The 16,673-nt window shown below is 70.1% G+C and carries 14 protein-coding genes; 7 read left to right on the forward strand and 7 right to left on the reverse strand.

The features are described 5' to 3' along the window. Positions 1–3 precede the first annotated feature (3 nt). Both uca and atzF read left to right on the forward strand, forming a co-directional pair. Positions 4–3,591 carry an urea carboxylase gene (gene uca / locus LGI35_RS04100; protein WP_227292524.1) on the forward strand — a complete coding sequence of 1,196 codons (3,588 nt, stop codon included), beginning with the start codon at positions 4–6 and terminating at the stop codon, positions 3,589–3,591. Continuing rightward, complete coding sequence (atzF, locus tag LGI35_RS04105; RefSeq protein WP_227292525.1) at positions 3,588–5,255, forward strand: allophanate hydrolase; 1,668 nt, start codon at positions 3,588–3,590, stop codon at positions 5,253–5,255. Before uca ends, atzF begins: the two co-directional genes overlap by 4 nt. A gap of 142 nt (positions 5,256–5,397) precedes the next feature. On the opposite strand, the gene LGI35_RS04110 is transcribed toward atzF, so the two are convergent. From LGI35_RS04110 to LGI35_RS04120, 3 genes are read right to left on the reverse strand one after another with little or no spacing between them, the layout of a single operon-like run. Further along, entirely contained in the window at positions 5,398–6,171 is a 774-nt protein-coding gene (locus LGI35_RS04110; RefSeq protein ID WP_227292526.1) for an SDR family oxidoreductase, read from the reverse strand. Continuing rightward, positions 6,171–7,064: a dihydrodipicolinate synthase family protein gene (locus LGI35_RS04115; RefSeq protein WP_227292527.1), complete on the reverse strand. Its 894-nt coding sequence runs from the start codon at positions 7,062–7,064 to the stop codon at positions 6,171–6,173. Before LGI35_RS04115 ends, LGI35_RS04110 begins: the two co-directional genes overlap by 1 nt. Positions 7,065–7,084: 20 nt before the next feature. Continuing rightward, on the reverse strand, positions 7,085–7,459 hold the full coding sequence (locus tag LGI35_RS04120) for a Clp protease/crotonase-like domain-containing protein (protein WP_227292528.1): 375 nt from the start codon (positions 7,457–7,459) through the stop codon (positions 7,085–7,087). A gap of 38 nt (positions 7,460–7,497) precedes the next feature. On the opposite strand from LGI35_RS04120, the gene LGI35_RS04125 reads away from it, so the two are divergent. Next, positions 7,498–7,827, forward strand: a complete 330-nt coding sequence (locus LGI35_RS04125; protein WP_227292529.1) for a hypothetical protein — start codon at positions 7,498–7,500, stop codon at positions 7,825–7,827. Between the two features lie 178 nt (positions 7,828–8,005). Here LGI35_RS04125 and LGI35_RS04130 read toward each other — a convergent pair whose 3' ends face one another. Continuing rightward, on the reverse strand, positions 8,006–9,064 hold the full coding sequence (locus tag LGI35_RS04130) for a vWA domain-containing protein (protein ID WP_227292530.1): 1,059 nt from the start codon (positions 9,062–9,064) through the stop codon (positions 8,006–8,008). A 575-nt stretch (positions 9,065–9,639) separates the two neighbouring features. On the opposite strand from LGI35_RS04130, the gene LGI35_RS04135 reads away from it, so the two are divergent. From LGI35_RS04135 to LGI35_RS04145, 3 genes are all read left to right on the forward strand, one after another. Then, complete coding sequence (locus tag LGI35_RS04135; protein WP_227292531.1) at positions 9,640–10,623, forward strand: phosphotransferase family protein; 984 nt, start codon at positions 9,640–9,642, stop codon at positions 10,621–10,623. 159 nt (positions 10,624–10,782) lie between these two features. Further along, on the forward strand, positions 10,783–11,265 hold the full coding sequence (locus LGI35_RS04140) for a hypothetical protein (protein ID WP_227292532.1): 483 nt from the start codon (positions 10,783–10,785) through the stop codon (positions 11,263–11,265). 153 nt (positions 11,266–11,418) lie between these two features. Then, a complete protein-coding gene (locus LGI35_RS04145; protein WP_227292533.1) occupies positions 11,419–11,781 on the forward strand; it encodes a hypothetical protein in 363 nt (120 codons plus the stop codon). A 309-nt stretch (positions 11,782–12,090) separates the two neighbouring features. Here LGI35_RS04145 and LGI35_RS04150 read toward each other — a convergent pair whose 3' ends face one another. The 3 genes from LGI35_RS04150 to LGI35_RS04160 form a co-directional block, all read right to left on the reverse strand. Further along, positions 12,091–13,725 (reverse strand): thiamine pyrophosphate-binding protein, encoded by a 1,635-nt coding sequence (locus LGI35_RS04150; protein WP_227292534.1) that lies wholly within the window; start codon positions 13,723–13,725, stop codon positions 12,091–12,093. Then, positions 13,722–14,507, reverse strand: coding sequence for a cyclase family protein (locus tag LGI35_RS04155; RefSeq protein ID WP_227292535.1), 786 nt, complete (start codon positions 14,505–14,507; stop codon positions 13,722–13,724). Before LGI35_RS04155 ends, LGI35_RS04150 begins: the two co-directional genes overlap by 4 nt. A gap of 105 nt (positions 14,508–14,612) precedes the next feature. Further along, entirely contained in the window at positions 14,613–15,209 is a 597-nt protein-coding gene (locus tag LGI35_RS04160; RefSeq protein ID WP_227300192.1) for a P-loop NTPase family protein, read from the reverse strand. Between the two features lie 179 nt (positions 15,210–15,388). Here LGI35_RS04160 and LGI35_RS04170 point away from each other — a divergent pair, with 179 nt between their 5' ends. Then, positions 15,389–16,651 (forward strand): hypothetical protein, encoded by a 1,263-nt coding sequence (locus LGI35_RS04170; RefSeq protein ID WP_227292536.1) that lies wholly within the window; start codon positions 15,389–15,391, stop codon positions 16,649–16,651. Positions 16,652–16,673 lie beyond the last annotated feature (22 nt).

Genomic DNA, 16,673 nt, shown 5'->3' on the forward strand with positions numbered 1-16,673 from the left:
CCCATGACGTTCGACACCCTGTTGGTCGCCAACCGCGGCGAGATCGCGTCACGCATCATCCGCACCGCTCGCCGGCTCGGCCTGCGCACCGTCGCGGTCTACTCCGACCCGGACCGCGGGGCCGAGCACGTTCGTCTGGCCGACGAGGCCGTACGGCTCGGCCCGGCCCCCGCCAAGGACTCCTACCTCGACGCCGCTCTGATCCTCAAGGCCGCCCAGGACACCGGAGCCGGCGCCGTCCACCCCGGCTACGGCTTCCTGTCCGAGGACGCCGACTTCGCCCGCCGCTGCGCCGCAGCGGGCCTGATCTTCGTCGGCCCCACCCCTGAACAACTGGAGCTGTTCGGCGCCAAGCACACCGCACGCGCCGCCGCTCATGAGGCGGGCGTGCCGCTCGCCCCGGGCACCGGGCTGCTGCCCGACGTGGCTGCCGCCCTCGCGGCGGCCGAGGGGATCGGCTACCCGGTCATGCTCAAAGCGACCGGCGGGGGCGGCGGGATCGGCATGCAGGCGTGCCACGACGCCGACGCCCTCGAAGACGCCTGGGAACGGGTGCAGCGCGTGGCCGCCGCCTCCTTCTCCTCCGCCGGCGTCTTCCTGGAACGGCTCGTCGAGCGCGCCCGCCACGTCGAGGTGCAGGTCTTCGGCGACGGCGAGGGCCGCGTCGCCACCCTCGGCGACCGCGACTGTTCACTGCAGCGCCGCAACCAGAAAGTCCTGGAGGAGGCACCCGCCCCGGGTCTCCCGGACGCGGTACGCAAGCAACTGGCAACCTCGGCACGGGACTTGTGCGCGTCCGTGAACTACCGCTCTGCCGGCACGGTCGAGTTCGTGTACGACGCCGCCCGCGAGGAGGCGTACTTCCTCGAGGTCAACACCCGACTCCAGGTCGAGCACCCGGTCACCGAGGAGATCTACGGCGTCGACCTCGTGGAGTGGATGCTGCGCCTCGCGCAGGGCGACACCAAGGTCGTCACCATGCCGCTGACACCGAAGGGCCACGCTGTCGAGGCACGCGTCTACGCCGAGGACCCCTCCCGCGGCCACCGGCCGAGCGCCGGCCTGTTGACCCGCGTCGCCTTCCCCGAGAGCGTCCGCGTCGACACCTGGGTGGAGACCGGCACCGAGGTCACCACCTCCTACGACCCGATGCTCGCCAAGGTCGTCGCGCACGGCAGCGACCGCGCCGAGGCACTCGACAAGCTGGACACCGCTCTTGCCGCGACCCGCCTCGACGGCATCGAGACCAACCTCGGTCTGGTGCGCGCCGCGCTCCAGGACGCCGACGTGCGCCGAGCGGCCCACTCCACCGCTTCGCTCGCCACGATCAGCGATCCGACGCCGCGCGTCGAGGTCGTCGCGGCGGGCACCTTGACCACCGTGCAGGACTGGCCCGGACGCACCGGCCACTGGCAGGTCGGCGTCCCCCCGTGCGGACCGATGGACGACCTCTCCTTCCGGCTCGGCAACACCGCCCTCGGCAACACCGAGGGCGCACCCGGCCTCGAGTGCACCTTGCAGGGCCCCTCCCTCCGCTTCACCCACCCGACGACGGTGTGCGTCACCGGCGCCCCCGCACCGGTGACCATCGACGGCGTCGCCGTACCGCAGTGGGAGCCGGTCACCGTCGAAGCCGGGCGGACACTGGCCGTCGGGTCACCCGACGAGCACGGCCTGCGCACCTACGTGCTGTTCGCGGGCGGCCTGGACATACCGGAGTTCCTGGGCAGCGCAGCCACGTTCACCCTCGGCCGGTTCGGCGGACACGGCGGTCGCGCCCTGCGTGCGGGCGATGTCCTGCACGGCGGTGAGCAGCGCCCGGAGACGTCCGTCGTGCCCCTCGACCGGCGCCCGGCCTTCGGCGGAGCGTGGCACATCGGCGCGGTCGAAGGCCCGCACGCCGCTCCCGAGTTCTTCACCGAGGACGACATCCGCGACTTCTACACAGCGCACTGGAAGGTGCACTTCAACTCGGCGCGCACCGGTGTGCGCCTCGTCGGCCCCAGGCCGCGCTGGGCGCGCACGGACGGCGGCGAGGCCGGCCTGCACCCGTCCAACATCCACGACACGCCGTACTCCGTCGGCGCCGTCGACTACACCGGCGACATGCCCGTCATGCTCGGCCCCGACGGGCCCTCCCTGGGCGGCTTCGTCTGCCCGGCGACGATCGTGACCGGACAGCGCTGGAAGCTCGGCCAGCTCCGTCCCGGCGACACGGTCCGCTTCGTCCCGGTGACCACCGAGGCCGCCGCCGGACTGCGGCGGAACCCGGCCGCGGTACCGCGCGCCGATCGGGAGACGGTCGTCGACGGCGGCATCCTCGCCCGCCTGCCACAGACCGGGACCCGCCCGTCGGTCACCTACCGGCGCAGCGGCGACGACAACCTCCTCATCGAGTACGGACCGATGCAGCTCGACCTGGCCCTGCGCATGCGGATCCACGCACTCGCGCAGGCGCTGGCCGAGCAAGGACTCGACGGCGTCGACGACCTGACCCCGGGCATCCGTTCCCTCCAGGTCCGTACGGATCCCGACGTCCTGCCTCAGGAGAAGCTCCTCGAGATCGCCCGGCGCGTGGAGGAGGAACTCCCCGCCCCCGACGAGCTGGTGGTACCCAGCCGCATCGTCCACCTCCCGCTGTCCTGGGACGATCCGGCGACCCGCGAGGCCATCGCCCGCTACATGGCGGGCGTGCGCGACGACGCCCCCTGGTGTCCCTGGAACATCGAGTTCATCCGCCGCGTCAACGGCCTGGAGACCGTGGAGGACGTGTACCGCACCGTCTTCGATGCCGAGTACCTGGTGATGGGGCTCGGGGACGTGTACCTGGGCGCGCCGGTCGCCACCCCGCTGGACCCGCGGCACCGGCTGGTCACGACCAAGTACAACCCGGCCCGTACCTGGACCGCGGAGAACTCGGTGGGCATCGGCGGCGCGTACCTGTGCGTCTACGGCATGGAGGGCCCCGGCGGCTACCAGTTCGTCGGCCGCACCACACAGGTGTGGTCGGGCTGGCAGCAGCGCGGCGCCTTCGAGCCGGGCAGGCCCTGGCTGCTGCGCTTCTTCGACCGGATCAGGTGGTATCCGGTCGAGGCGGAGGAACTCCTGGAACTGCGCGCGGACATCATGTCCGGCCGGTTCGTACCGAGGATCGAGGAGGGTTCCTTCTCGCTCGCCGAGTACCAGAGGTTCCTCGTCGAGAACGCGGAGTCGATCGCCGAGTTCCGGGCCGGGCAGAGCGCGGCGTTCCGCGCGGAGCGCGACGCCTGGGAAGCGGCCGGCGAGTTCACCCGCGAGCAAGTGGCCACCGAGGCCGCCCCGCCGGCCACCGACGTCGAGGTCCCCGACGGCGGCCACGTGATCGAAGCCGAGTTCACCGCCTCCGTCTGGCAGGTCAACGTCGAGATCGGCGACCGTGTTTCGGCCGGACAGCCGCTCCTCGCGCTGGAGGCGATGAAGATGGAGTCCCGGGTGCCGGCCCCCGCCGACGGTATCGTCACCAAGATCCTGACCAAGCCGGGCAGCCAGGTCGAGGCGGGCACCGCCCTCGTCGTCCTCGCTCCCGTCGACACCGTGGAGGCAGCCGCGTGATCACCGCAGTGGAACGGGTGCGGGCCGCCTACGCACGCATCGCGCAGGTGGACCGGCCCGAGGTGTGGATCGGTCTGCGCCCGCAGGCCGCTGCGGAGTCGGACGCCGCCGCGGTCGACGCGAAGGTCGCCGCCGGTGACCGGCTGCCGCTGGCCGGGGCGGTGCTGGCGGTCAAGGGCAACATCGACGTGGCCGGACTGCCGACCACCGCCGGCTGCCCCGCCTACGCCTACGAGCCGGACACCGACGCCCCGGCCGTGGCGCGTCTGAAGGCTGCGGGCGCCGTGGTCCTCGGCACCACGAACCTCGACCAGTTCGCGACCGGCCTGGTCGGCACCCGCAGCCCGTACGGCGCGGTCCGCAACGCCCTCTCCCCGGAGCACGTGTCCGGCGGTTCCTCGTCCGGATCCGCGGTCGCCGTCGCGCTCGGTATCGCCGACATCGCGCTCGGCACGGACACCGCGGGCTCGGGCCGTGTCCCGGCGGCCTTCAACGGCATCGTCGGTCTCAAGCCGACCTTCGGGGTGATCCCGGCCGAGGGCGTCGTCCCGGCCTGTGCCTCGCTCGACTGCCTCACGGTCTTCGCCCGCACGCTCCCCGAAGCCGAGCAGGCGCTGTCCCTCATGGCAGCGCCGTCCGGGCGGCCACCGTCGGCTCCGGCCCCGCGCCGCCCCGGTCCGTGGCGGATCGCCGTCCCGGAAGCCGGGCAACTGGGCCGGCTGGACACCGGCTGGACCGAGGCGTTCGAAGCGGCGGCGCAGCGGCTCGCCGACGCGGGCGCCGAGCTCCTGCCCGTCGACCTCGCGCCGTTCACGGAGGCGGCGGCGATGCTGTACGAGGGCGCGTTCGTCGCCGAGCGCTACACCGCCGTCGGCGCCTTCATCGACGCGCACACGGACTCGCCGGACCTCGACCCGACCGTGGCCGGAATCATCTCCCGGGCCAAGGACATCCCGGCCCACCAGCTCTACGCCGACCAGCAGAAGCTTGCGTCTCTCCGCACCCGGGCCCTGGCCACCCTGGGCGACGCGGACGCACTGCTCCTGCCGACCGCGCCGGGCCACCCGACCGTCGCCGAGGTCGCGGCCGACCCGCTGGGCGCCAATGCCCGCCTCGGCCGATTCACCAACTCCACCAATCTCTTCGACCTGGCGGCGGTCGCCGTGCCCGCGGGCAACGTGAACGGGCTGCCGTTCGGTGTCATGCTGATCGGCCCGGCCTTCACGGACGAGCGGCTCGTCCGCATCGCCGGGCTGCTCGCCGACCCGCCCGTGCGGCTCGCGGTGATCGGCGCGCATCTGTCCGGACAGCCCCTGAACGGCCAACTCCTCGCAGTGGGCGGGCGACTGGTGCGTAGCACCACGACCGCGCAGGCCTACCGGCTGTACGCGCTGGACACCCTGCCTCCGAAGCCGGGACTGGTCCGGGTCGGCACAAGCGGAGGCGGAGGCACGATCGAGGCCGAGGTGTGGCAACTGCCCGCCGAGGGACTGGGTAAGTTCCTCGCCGCGTTGCCCCGCCCGATGGCGCTCGGAAGCGTGGAACTCTCGGACGGAAGCTTCGTGACCGGCTTCCTCTGCGAGCCCCAGGCCGTCGAGGGCGCCCATGAGATCACCTCATACGGCGGCTGGCGCGCGTACCTGGCCGCGTTGCCCCGCCCCTGAGACCCGCACTGACCGGATACCTCCCGACCTGACGAAACGCTCCTCGCCGCGCCGCCGTTGACGTAACTGGCCAAGCACAGAGCGAACTTGAGGTGCACATGTGCCAGGAAGGCTGAGAGCGGTCAGGGCGCCGCAGATCCGTTCACAGGCTGCGGACCAAACCCCCGTCGCAGCGCAGCGCGGTCCCGGTGATGTACGAGGCAGGGACGCCGCACAGGAAGGCGGCGGACGCCCCGAACTCGGCAGGAGTGCCGTACCGGCCCGCGGGGATCGTGGCCTTGGAGGCGGCCTCGATCTCGGTGACGGGACGCTGCTCGCGTTCGGCCCGTGCGGCGTCCAGCGCCGCCACCCGGTCGGTGGCGATCCGCCCGGGCAGCAGCAGGTTGACGGTGACGCCGTCCGCCGCCACCTCGGTGGCGAGGGTCTTCAGGTACGCGGCCAGGGCGGCCCGTCCGGCGTTGGAGAGGGCGAGCCCGGCCAGTGGCGCGGCGATTCCGCTGGAGCCGATCGCCAGGATGCGGCCCCAGGCTCGACGCCGCATCGCGGGCAAGGCCAGTGCCACCAGCCGCTGTTGGGCCAGCAGGAGCGAGTCCACGGCCGCGGCGATGTCGCCGGTGTCCAGGTCCGCAGCGGCGCCTGGCCGGGGGCCCGGTCCGTTGAGGACCAGGATGTCCGGGTCGCCGTACGCTTCGCGGGCCGCCTCGACCAGCGCCTGCGGCCCGTCCGGGGCGGACAGGTCGGCCTGCACCGCTACCGCTTCGGGCAACGTGGCCGCGATCTGCTGGGCGAGCTCGCCACGTCGCCCGGCCACCACGACCGAGGCCCCTTCGTCGGCCAGCGCTTCGGCGACCGCCCGGCCCAGGCCGCCGGTGGAGGCGGCGACCAGTGCGACACGGCCGCGGATACCGAGATCCATCAGCGCACCTCCTTGGGCAGCGCGGCGAGGTGCCGTTCCAGCTGCGGGACCAAGGCCTCGGGCAGCCGCGGGGCCGGCGGCCGCACCCCCGACTCCGTGATCAGGCCGCGCCGCCGGATGGCCTCCTTGCGCAGCGCCAGCCCGATCCCGACCTGGGCCTCGAAGTTCACGAGCGGCAGATACGGCAGGTAGGCCTCCCGGGCCGCGTCGTGTCCGCCGCTGCGCCAGGCCTCGACGCAGGCGATCAGGCCCTCGGGGCAGGAGAAGCCGGTCATCGCCCCGGCGGCGCCGGCCGCCAGTTCGTCGAGCAGGCCCAGCCCGCCCAGGCCGCCGAAGACCGGCACGTCGAGTTCGGCAGTGAGTCTGGCGACGGCAGCCGGAGTGGGCGGCGCCTCGGCCTTCACCGCCACCGCCGAGGGAACCGCCCGGACGGCACGGACCAGGTCGGCGGTGCGGATGGCGACCCGGCTGGTCTCCGGGTAGTCCTGGACCACGATCCCGGCGCCGGTGGCGTCGTGGACCGCGTTGAGGTGGGCCGCGACCACCTGCGGATCAGGCGAGTTGACCTGCACCATCAGTCCGGCGAGGCGGTCTCCGACCACTTCGCGAACCAGCCGGGCCTCCTCGAGCACCGGTGCCGTGGCGAGCCCGGTCACACCGACGACCAGCGGCAGGCTCACCGTGTCGACCACCGTCTCCAGCACCGTGCGGCGCTCCCCGGCGGAGAGCCGGGCGGCCTCGCCGAAGACGCCGAGCACGGTCAGACCGGTGGTGCCGATCTGTTCGTAGTGCTTCACCAGCCTGGTCAGGCTCGGCTCGTCCACCTCAAGAGCGGATCCGAGGAAGGGTGTGGCGACCACGCCCCACACGCCGGGTGCGAGCTTCTCGGGCATCCGTGGGCTCCCCGCTCCCCTCATCGTCCCGGCCAGACCGGCGGCCGCTTCTGCTGGAAGGCGAGCACGCCCTCCTTGCCGTCCTCACTGTCGAGCGCCGCCATCAGCGCCGGCGTACGCAGCTTGTGGGCGTCCTGCGGCGAGAGCCCGCTGCCCCGCTGGACCATCTGCTTGATGGCTCGCAATGACGTGGGGGCACAGGCGAGGATGTCGGCGACCCAGCGGTTGACGGCCTTGTCCAACTGCTCGGTGGGGCGTGCCGTTTCGAGCCGCGCGTGCTCCCCTGCAGCCAGACAGACAACCACCACCTTGGGACCCACTTCGGAGGGAAGGGCGGCAAACGCCCCCGGACCGAAGCGACCGGAGCCCACTTCCCACTTCTGGTTCGGCAGCACGGCCGGGCCCCGACCGGACTGACACCTGGACCGGTTACGTGGTCAACTCCACGACCAACACCCCTACAAGCACGGGAACTTGGCCCGCATGCTCCTCAGCCGGAAGCCTCAAGCCGAGCGGCTTCGGCTTCGGCTTCGGCTTCGGCTTCGGCTTCGGCTTCGGCTTCGGCTTCGGCTTCGGCTTCGGCTTCGGCTTCGGCGAGTGCTACAAGTCGGTCGCCGACTGCGCCTCGACCCCGTGCACGCAGCCGTGCGGGGGTGCCCCGTTCGCATCCCCTGAACCCGGCACGGGCACGCACCAACACCAGCGCGTACATCTACGGCCCGTACAAGGCAGCCGCGGCGGCACCCCCTCGGCCGACTCCTGACAGATGCACCGGACTACGGCTTGATCCCCTACCAATCCCCGGCAGGGCGGTGGAGCCGCCGTGTCGGCGCCGCGACTCCACCGCCCTGCCCGCCCATGAGCCCGTCGATCGGCTCACAGCGTTCGCCTATGACCGTCTCGGATTTTCGCGACTCAGCCCGGACGGCTTGAACTTTCCATCAGAGCATGATGAGCAGACGTGTATTCGGCTTGAGCTTCCTGTTCACCGAACGACTCTGCACGTACACCTCCAACTTGGGATTGTTCCCCGCCTTCACCGAGACAGTTCCCTGGATCCCCGTACCGAACAGAAGACTGCGCGCCGCGTCGCCCGTATAGGCGCGGTCGGTGTCCTTCTCGACCACGATGACTTCCTTGTTCTGCTGAACCTGAGCCCGGGCGCCCAGCTGGTAGTAACACGCTCCACGTTCGTACGTCACTCCCGGATGCGAATCGACGAAGGGGCGAATCTCGATCTCCTTGTCGACCTTCAGGAGCCGGTACTTGTCGGCCGGAACGGGTTCGAGGTTCGCCCGCACCTCGTCGACCGATATGTCCTGACCGACGGCGAACAGGTTCTTCGTGCCGCGCACTCCCTGCTCGCGGCCCCGGAGGAAGCTGGTCGCGGCGGCGCGCACGGTGCCGATCGCCTCCTCGACGCCCTTCTGGGAGTCCGCATCCCAGATGGCGATGTTTCCGGCCGGGAACCCGTAGTTCTGCGCGGTGCGCTTGGCCAGGGAGTTCGGAACGAGGATCGCGGAAGTCCAGTGCCCCGGAAGCCCGCCCATCGTCGCTGTGATCCTGTCGAGCCAGGGGCCGAGGATGGTCGGATCGCCGTCGTGCCGCCTGTCGCCGCCGGAGGCGTTCTCCTCGCCGTCCGTCACCACGATCTGGAGAAAGCTGTGCTCGCCGTATTCCTCCCAGATGTGGCCCAGGTCGTCCAGAGACTTCAAGGAAGCCTCGATGAGGGCCGTAGCCCCATTGTTGACCTGGTACAGACCCCGCATGGACGGCAGATGCTTCACGTCCATGTCCCAGACGAGATTCTCCACCCGGTGATCGAAAGAGTAGAGACTGATCCGGGTCTCATGTCCGAGGCTGTCCGATTCGGCCTTCAGGCCGGCCACGAACTCGTCCACTACGCGGATGAGTTGATTCTGGTGCGGGCGCATGGAACCGGAACAATCAACGACCAGCGCGACGTGATTCACCTTGTGCTTGATCTTGTTTGCGGACATGTTTCTGCTCCCCCTCCAAGGCTCCCCAAGTGATGTTTTCACTCTATGCGGAGGCACTGACAACGGCGTTTGACGCCCGATCGCCTGCCCGCACCAGGTGCTGCGTCCGGCACCCACAACACGATCGGAAGCCGCCTCCCGGCTCAGAGCCTCCATGCCCTGTGGGGATGCTTGGCGGGCGGAGAGATTCCTGTTCCCCGGCCACTGACGCCGTTGGTGACCGTGCAGAACATCACCACCGCGACGGGCACCCACCCACCGCCGTCGCCTGCGAATCCCACTCGCGCACTCCTTGACCGCACGCCGGATGCGGACGCTGGGACTCGACTCCCCCGCGTTGTCGCGCTGACCGACGAACTCCGCGTCGAGACGTTGCAGTTGTTCTCCCGACGGGAGGAAGCCCATGGATCTCCGGACGCAGTTCACCCACCCTCGCCCATCCGGGTCCTCAGTGAACTGTTCGGCATACCCGGGACACTCGCGGCCCACCAGGCCCCCTCCCGGAGTAACGGTCAAAAGTGGCGGGTGGGTTGACCAAGGGGCGCGTCCGTTGGCGAGGTGGATAGCCTGCCCCCATGGCTACGGGCGAGGGTGTCGAGCGCATCGGTGCAGAACTTGAGGGCCAGGACTGGTGTGCGACGCGCGCGTGGGTGGAGAAGGAGCTGTCCGAGACGGAGCGCATCGAAGATGTCTCCCGGTTACGTGGCGGCTGGACGTCAGAGATGCGCCGCCTGGGCATCTACGGGCCGGGCGGTCGACGCTCACTGGTCCTGCGGTCCTTCGTCAAGCCCTTCTTTCTCCGACACGCAGAGGGTCTGCTGACTCGCGAGGCGGCCATTCTGCGTCTGCTCGGCGATACGGACGTGCCTGCGGCCACACTGGTGGCCGTGGATGCAACGGCGCAGCACTGCGACCACCCCTCCTTGCTGATGTCCCTGCTGCCCGGAAGCGTGCGCCTGGGAGACGAAGGAGTTGACCAGCGTTCCGTACTGCTGGCCCGTCAATTGCTGCGTATCCACCTGCTGCGGGTGACCGCAAGGGCACAGCCTCGTACCTATCAGGCGTGGACTTCTCCCGAGCGGGTGAGTCCACCTCAAAACACCGAGCGGCCTGAGCTGTGGCGACGGGCCGTGGATGCCATCCGACGGGAGCCCCCGGGCCACCGGGCCTGCTTCCTGCACCGCGACTTCCATCCCGGCAACGTCCTGTTCACCGGCATGGGCGACGGTCTGCAGATCAGCGGCGTCGTCGACTGGGTGGAGACTTCCTGGGGGCCGGCTGACCTGGACGTGGCCCACTGCTCGACGGCCCTGGCCTTGCTGCACGGGGTGCCGACCGGCATGGACTTCGCCGACCGATACGCGGAGGCGGGTGGGATGCTGGCCGAAGACCCGGCCGCCCATCTCTACTGGCGGCTGCTGAACGCCCTGGCGTTTGCTCCGGACGCCGAGAAAGTCGCCGCCCCTTGGCGTGAGCTGGACCGCGCTGATCTGACGCCCACGGTACTGACCGGAAGGTTGGAGGGTTACGTGCAAGCCCTCTTCGACCGCTACGCCTGAATCGGATCGGCGGCACGGTCCACGAACAGGAGCCCCGGACCCATGAGTCGACCGCACCGGACCCCCACAGGACAAGTCGCAGTCCCCACTGGTCACTGTCGTCCTTGGACGCCGCTCCCCATGGCGGTTCCTGGAACTGAACTGTGCAGGGATACTCCTGTGGTGCTGTTGACATGGATCGCCGAGGTGGCGGCCGAACCTCTGGTGCTGGAGCCGGATGACCGGCAGGTGGAATGGGAGACCAACACCTGGCGGCTCGGTGCGGAGGACGAGGACAGGATGTCGTTGTCCGTCCCCGAGGTGGTGGCTGCCTTCGAGCGGACCGCTTCCGCCATCCGGTCCCGCATTCGCGACCTGGACTTTCACGGTGTGGCGACGTTCTACGTCTGGCACGACGAACAGGCTGGGCAGCTCCGGTGCTCAACCGGATCGGTGCCCCCGAATGAGTTGCCGTTCGCTGGCTCCTACGTGCATTCCGGTGATCTCGGACCGGTCATCGAGGGATTCCTCGCCGGCCGTCAGCCGGGCGTCGTCACCTGGTCGAATCCGGATGCCGGAAAGAACGCGGAACGCACCGCGGCCGGGCAAGATGTCAGCCCCTTCCCCGTCTGGGTCACCAGCGTCGGAACCGTCTCACACTGACCGGTGCCGCCCGTCCGCACCGACGAGGCGACGGCGGCCGGATGAGTCCGGCGGCAACGACTGCGAACACAGGGAAGTGCTCGGCCTTGCGCTCGCGGAGGCGATGCCGGCGTCGACAGCGCGAACCGCCCCTTCCCACGGCACAATGCCCCCATGACGCACTTCGCTTCCCGCGCAGTCGGAGGATCGCCGCTCTCCTTGTGGTCCAGGGACTCCTTCCTGTCGATCGGCTCCGTGGGATCCGTGCTGTCCATCGGATCGGTGGGCAGCGCGCTGTCCATCGGATCGATCGGCTCCGCACTGTCCGTCGGCTCGATCGGGTCCGCAATGTCGCTGGTGTCGTACGGGTCTCTTCAGAGCATCGGAAGCGTGCTGTCCGTCCAGGCCCGATGGTCCCTGCTGACCGCCGGCCCGCGCCGCGCGCTCGGCTCGCGCGGCACACTCACCGCACTCAGTGTGGGCGGCCTCGCCGTGGCCGGCGCACTCGTCCTGCGCACACGGGGCGGCAGGCGATGACAGGCCCGGACCTCATGCGTGCCGTCACCGGTCACGGCCCAGCCGCGGTTGCCGGTCCGCCGGCCCATGACTGTTCGCCGTGAGGCTACGAACGTATCCGCGGCGAACCGCTCGGCCGACGCCGGCGAGCATACGAAGAGGCACACCGCTCCGCTGCCGGACCGTGTCGGGAAGTTCACCGACACCTTCGCTTCCGCTGCCGTCGTCGTCGATGCCGCCATCGGTGTGGGCAAAGGTCGCCGCCCACGGCCCATTCGATGGCCGGTCGGCTGCCGGAACGCACGAATAGACAGGGCCTTTCGCCGTCTGTCAGTGACCCTTGAAAGCCTCCTCCAGCCACCAGGACGGATGCTCGGCGGTGACCTTGGCGTCGATGAGCAGGGGTGTGGAGCGCGGCCCGGCGACCCAGTCCCGGACCGGTTCGAGGTCGGCGAGGGCGCGGACGGTGACCGCTTCGAAGCCGTAGCCCCGGGCGACGGCGGCGATGTCCGTGGGCGGGAACACGACTGTGTCCAGGGGGAATTCGCCGGGGCCGAAGTGATGGACCTCGGCCCCATAAGCGTCGTCGTTGTAGACGACGACCACCATCGGCAGGCCCAGGCGGCGGACCGTGTCCAGTTCTACGGCGCTCATCAGCGCGCCGCCGTCCCCGAGGGCGGCGACGGGCAGCCGGTCGGGCCGGGCCAGCGCAGCACCGATCGCCGTCGAAAGGCCAAGGCCGATGGATTGGAACGCCTGGGTGAAACACAGGCTGTTGTGGTCGGGCACGGACAGGAACATGGAGGGGTAGCCCATGAAGTTCCCTGAGTCCACTCCCATCACGCGCTCCGCGGGCAGCAGGTCGTCCAGCGCGATGCTCAGCGTGCGTGGGTCGATGCGCTCATGGCTGCTCTCGTCCTTGTAGGACACGTCCCGCCAGCGCACGTGTGCGGCGATGGCCTCTCTGATGGCGAGGGTGTGGTAGCCGGGCCGTTGGCCTCCGCTCGTCTCGAGGGCGCGCCGTGCGGTGCGTTCGACATCCCCGGTGATGCCGAGGTGGATGGTGCGGTGCCGGCCGAGGGCGGCGGGGTCGTCGTCGACCTGGACGACAGTGGCGTCCGCGGCGATCAGCCGGCCGTGCCGCATCGTCCACATGTTCAGCGCGCAGCCCCAGCCCACGATCAGATCCGCGCCCTGTACCAGTTCGGCGGTCAGGGGCGAGGAGAAGCCGCCGGACACGTCGAGCGACCACGGATTGTCGTGGAACAGCCCGCGGGCGACAGCAGAGGTGGCCAGGAGCGCGCCGTGCCTCTCGGCGAGCTCGACCAGGGCGTCGCGCCCGTGGGGCGTGCGCGCTCCCCGGCCGGCGACGAAGACAGGGCGCTCCGCGCGTTCGAGGGTCTGCACCAGTTCGGCGACGGCGTCCGACTCGGGCTCGACCGGGATCCGTTCGGGAGGCGGGGAGACCGGAGTACTGGTGGGGACGTCCAGGGCCTGGATCTCCAACGGGAGATTGAGCAGTACGGTACGGCGCTCGTGCAGGGCACGGCGCACGGCGGCGCATGCCTGCTCGACCGCGTCCTCGGCCGAGGTCACCCGCGCGCTGACCGCGCCCACCGAGTGCGCCAGCGCGTCCTGGTCGACGTAGAAGTTCGAGTTGGTCTCGGTGGTCTCCGCCGCGAGGACGAGCAGCGGGGTGCGGCTCTTGGCGGCCTCGGCGACGCCGGTGAGCGCATTGGTCAGCCCGCACCCCTGGTGCACCGACAGCGCCGCCACCGTGCCGCTCATGCGGGCATAGGCATCGGCCATGGTGGCCGCCCCGCCTTCATGGCGGGCCGCGACGAACCGGGCGCCGGCCGCGACCAAAGCGTTGGTCACATGGAAGTTGCCCGAGCCGACCACGCCGAAGACGTGGTCGACGCCGGCCGCGGCCAGTGCCCGGCCGACCGCTTCTGCGACCTTCATCCGTGCTCCACCAGCGCGAGCACGCGGGCAGGGGCACCGGAGCCGGTGACGATCGGCAGCGGTCCGGCCAGGACGACGGCACCGGTCGGCGGCAGCGCGGCGAGGTTCTGCAGCTGCGTCAGGCCGTACTTGCCGCTGCCCATCAGGAAGGAATGGCACGGGAAGGCCGGATCGAAGCCCGATGCCTGACCGGCGTCGGTACCCACCGTCTCAACACCGAGACCGATCACGGGCGACTCCTCGGCGACCCAACGGGCGCACTCCGCCGAGAGTCCCGGAGTGTGCGGGCCGTTCTCGTCGGCGTTGAGGAACTCCTGCTGAGCGTGCGAGCGGTCGTCCCAACCTGTGCGCAGCAGCAGCCAGCCCGCGTCGGGCAGTGGCCCGTACTTCGCTTCCCACGCCTTGACGTGGTCGATCTCGACCAGGAAGTCGGGGTTCGCGGCCGCCTCGGCGGAGAAGTCCAACACGGCTGCCGGAGCGATCAGTTGCTGCGCGGGCACGGATGCCACGTCGGCGAGCGCCTGCCCCGTGATCCAGTGATTGGGCGCGTCGAAATGCGTGCCGGTGTGCTCGCCGCTGCGGAAGTTGTTCCAGTACCAGGCGGGTCCCCGGTCGTCGTAGCGGCTGATCTCCTCCAGTTCGAAGACCGCGGTCTGGCCGAACTGGGCGGGCAGTTGGAGCACCGGCGTGGACGACGACAACGGCGCCGTCAGGTCGACGACCTCGATCGAGCCACTGCGCAACGCGGACGTCAGCGCGGCGAGGACGGAGGGGTGGGACATCATGGCCTCCTGCGGCTGGGGGCTGATCCGCGACGATCATAGTGCTGGCGCAGACATGGAGAGGGCGGCACCACAGGTACGACACGCCTCAAGTGCGGCTGTCTGCTATCTGTCCAAGGCAGGAAGGTGCGCGAGGCCGGTTTCGTTCATGATGCGCTCGACCGTGGCATCAAGCCGGCTGTCGGCACCGATCACCGACTCCAGGCCGCCGGGAAGCAGGTCCCGCTCCCGGTACCAGTCACGCAGGTGCTGCTCAGTGACCTGGGCCAGATACTCGTGATCGGCCTTCGACGCGTGCCGCACCAGCGTCTCCTCGATCGAGATGTCGAGGTAGTAGCAGCGGGAGACACCACGATGGGCCCCGACCAGGCCGGCGACCATGTCGCCGTAGCGGTCGGCGTACAGGATTCCCTCGACCACCACGTGGTATCCGGCGTCGAGCGCGTAGCGGGCGACCGTGTCGATCAGGCCGATGTTGGCACCGCCGGGCACGTCCCGCTCGCGCAGCACGATCCGACGCAGGTTGTCCTGCCCCACCAGCGCCAGGCCCCTCCCGAAGCGGTCCCGGATCCCGGCCGCCACCGATGACTTGCCGGAAGCCGAGTTCCCGCGGACCACAACCAGCCGGGTCTCTTCCGTTCCCACACTCACGGGCAGAACCGTAGCCGCGACGGAAAGACTCGGCCACGCGGAATAGGTCATTACTCTGGCCGCACGAGAGGTGGATCTCGCCGACGTGGTGGACGAGAGAGAAGGGGACACCAGCGTCGTCCAATGGCGGGCGGGCCGTGAGGGGTCCTGGCTGGGCGAGGAGATGCGCGCGGCGTTGGTGGGACTCCCGTCAGAGAGTCGCTCCGGGGAGGAGCGAGGAGGGGTGCGATATGCGCGGAGCGCCAGGCATCAGGCACAGTCACAGCGGCAGCGGCAGCGGCAGCGGCAGCGGCATGGTCACCGTCGCCGTGCTTGCCACCCTCCTCACCGGCGCGGGATGCGCCTCGGACTCCGGTGGCACGGCGGACTCCAGTAGCAAAAACATCCCGCCGAAGACCTCTGCCGGCTCCCTCACCTGGGAGTTCGAGCACATCGCGGACTTCAGCGGAAAGATCACCGATGTCGCCGCCCTGGCCAAGGACGACGTCTGGGCGGTGGCGACCGAGAACAACGGCAACTCAAATGCTCACCTCCTGCACTACGACGGCACGCAGTGGAAGCGTGAGCCCCTGCCCGAAGCCCTCGGCACCAGCCTCTACCCACCCTCCCTCGAAGAGGTCGGTGAGAAAACGTTGTGGCTGCGGCCGCAGACGCAGTCGCAGACCACAGAAGATGCCTCCGCCATGAACCGCTGGGCACAGTGGGACGGCATGCGCTGGTCGCCGGTGCCGAACCCTCCGCCAGGCAGTGCCGGTGACTTCGAGGCCACAGGCCCGGACGACATCTGGACCCTCGACGCCGCCAAGCAGACGGCACAGCACTGGAACGGCACCCGCTGGACCACGACCCGCCTGCCCTACGGAACCTCCGACCTGGCAATCGTTGGACGGGACGACGCCTGGGCGGTCGGCAGCCGGTCAACGGGGCCGGGCACCGAACTGGGCACCGGCGAGGGCTACAGCCAGCCCGCCTCGATGCACTGGGACGGTACGTCCTGGAAACCGGTGGACACCCCACAAGCGCACTTCAAGGACCCCGTCCCACCGGAACCCGGCGCCGACCTCAGTCAGGTCTTCGCCCTCGACAGCGGTGAGATCCGCGCGTACGGCATCAACACCTTCAACCACGGCGAGGTCGACGACGAGCCCGCGGACCAGTTCCTCCGGCTGCGCTGGGACGGCTCCAAGTGGGTCGAGCAGGAGCCCGCGCCGGGCGGTTGCGCTCTGCGCAGGCCGGTCGGCCAGGACGACAACGGCCTTTTCCTGGACGGCAATTGGTACCTCACCGACGGCGGCACATGCGTGAAGATCAAGCGCCACCGTCTCCCCGTGTCCACCGGCGCCCGCAAAGCGTCGAACCAGTCCTTGTGGCTGGAGGAGATCCACCAGGTGCCCGGCACCGACGAATGGCTCGGTGCCGGACACGTCCAGGTCAATCAGTCCGGTGACCCCTTCGGCGCCCCCGTCGTCGTACGCCTCAAGCGGGGCTGCTGACCTCCTCGACCACCGAAAGCCC

The organism is Streptomyces longhuiensis (genome assembly GCF_020616555.1).
GTDB classification, from domain to species: domain Bacteria; phylum Actinomycetota; class Actinomycetes; order Streptomycetales; family Streptomycetaceae; genus Streptomyces; species Streptomyces longhuiensis.